This window comes from Ornithinibacter sp., from assembly GCF_035443565.1.
Lineage (GTDB): Bacteria > Actinomycetota > Actinomycetes > Actinomycetales > Dermatophilaceae > Fodinibacter.
In genome coordinates this window covers 1-1,466 of the sequence record NZ_DAORSO010000351.1, presented here as the reverse complement: position 1 = coordinate 1,466, position 1,466 = coordinate 1, and the positions used below count along the sequence as shown (strand labels likewise).

The following is a 1,466-nucleotide window of genomic DNA, read 5'->3' as shown; positions in this document are numbered from 1 at the left end:
ACCAGTCAGACCGAAGCGGTTGCCACGAAGCGTGGCGGATTCGTCAAGCTCTCCGGCATCATCATCGCGGTCATCGGCGCGATCATGTTCGTCGGCGGCGCGAGCACCTGGGTGCTCGTCCAGAACCAGCTCTCCGCGGAGAACATCGTCGTCGCGGAGGACGCCTCGTTCCTCGCCGGCGACAACGTCAACGGCCCGTTCAGCGCCTACGCCCAGGCCCAGATCATCAACGAGCACGCCCTTGACGCCTCCGGTGGCAAGACCTACGCCGAGCTCGACCGTGAAGACCCGGTGCGCGCCGTGGTCATGAACGGCTCGTTCCTTCGCGCCTCGCTCTTCACCAGCGTCCTGGCCTTCGGTGTCAGCGCGATGGCGATGGGTCTCGGTCTGGTCCAGGTCCTCGGTGGAGTGGCCCTGCACAAGCTCGGCCGCCACGAAGACCTCTGATCCTTCAGCGACACGCACACAGAAACGGCCCCGGCTCACCAGAGCCGGGGCCGTTCACTGTCCTCTGCCACCCGGTCGTCCTCTGCCACCCGGTCGAGGCGGCATCCGGATGCCGTGGGGTCGCGGGACGAGGGTGTGGCGAGTTACTTACCGCGCATGGCCTTGCGGTCGACGCGGGCCCGCGTGGGGTCGACACCCTTGGGGATCGGGGGGCGCATGCCGCCGAGCGACTTCAGCCGCTTGTTGACCACGGCCGTCTCGGCCTTGGTCAGCACCGGGCGCATCCGGGTCAGCTTGCCGGCCACCTTCTTCACCGGCACCTGGCCCTCGCCGTCACCGACGACCCACAGGTGCACCGGAACGCCGGGAGCCACACGGGCGACCTTCTTCTCCTCCTGCTTGAGCAGCTTGTTGACCCGGGCCGGCGGGCCCTCACCGAGGAGCACGACGCCGGGGCGTCCCAGCGCGCGGAAGACCATCGCGGCATCCACCATGTCGCTCGGTCGGGTGCCGCGCGCGCCCTCGAGGGCGACGGGCTCCTGGGCGGCGTACCACCCGCGGCGGCCGAGCCCGGTGAGCGTCGCCCCGGTGGCGCCGACCTGACCATCGAGGGCCTTGTACATCGCCGTGTTGCCGCGTCGGTTCATCACGATCACTGCTGCGAGCAGCGCAGACGGGATCGCCACGAGCACGGCGTACCAGCGCCACCAACCACCGAGGAGGAAGCCGCCAGCGAGCAACAGCGCCGCCGTGCCGAGGGCGGCGAACAACATCCACCAGCCCAGCTTGGGGTCCAGGCTCTTGATCGCGCTGTACGCCTGCCGGGCCTGGGCGATGCGGCCGGTCTTCTTCTCGGGCTGTTCGGACACGGGAGTCGTGCTCCTGGATGAAGTCAGGGGGGCGGAATCCGCGGGATGCCGCGGGCGTCGCAGATCAGGATACGGTGCGCGCCGCCGCCGCGACCAACGATGCCGCCTCCTGACGCGCCGGGTCGCCCGATGCCGCCTCGAGGTGCGCCA

General features: G+C 69.8%; 2 protein-coding genes. One reads left to right on the top strand and one right to left on the bottom strand.

Annotation, left to right across the window (positions count from 1 at the left end):
- Nucleotides 1–447 (top strand): aromatic ring-opening dioxygenase LigA (locus PLL68_RS15125; protein WP_502910734.1); only part of this gene is annotated, 447 nt, incomplete at its 5' end.
- Nucleotides 448–590: 143 nt separating this feature from the next.
- Here PLL68_RS15125 and PLL68_RS15120 read toward each other — a convergent pair.
- The gene (locus PLL68_RS15120; RefSeq protein ID WP_324535513.1) at nucleotides 591–1,316 is read right to left on the bottom strand and encodes a DUF4191 domain-containing protein; all 726 of its coding nucleotides are present in this window, start codon (nucleotides 1,314–1,316) and stop codon (nucleotides 591–593) included.
- Nucleotides 1,317–1,466: the final 150 nt, after the last annotated feature.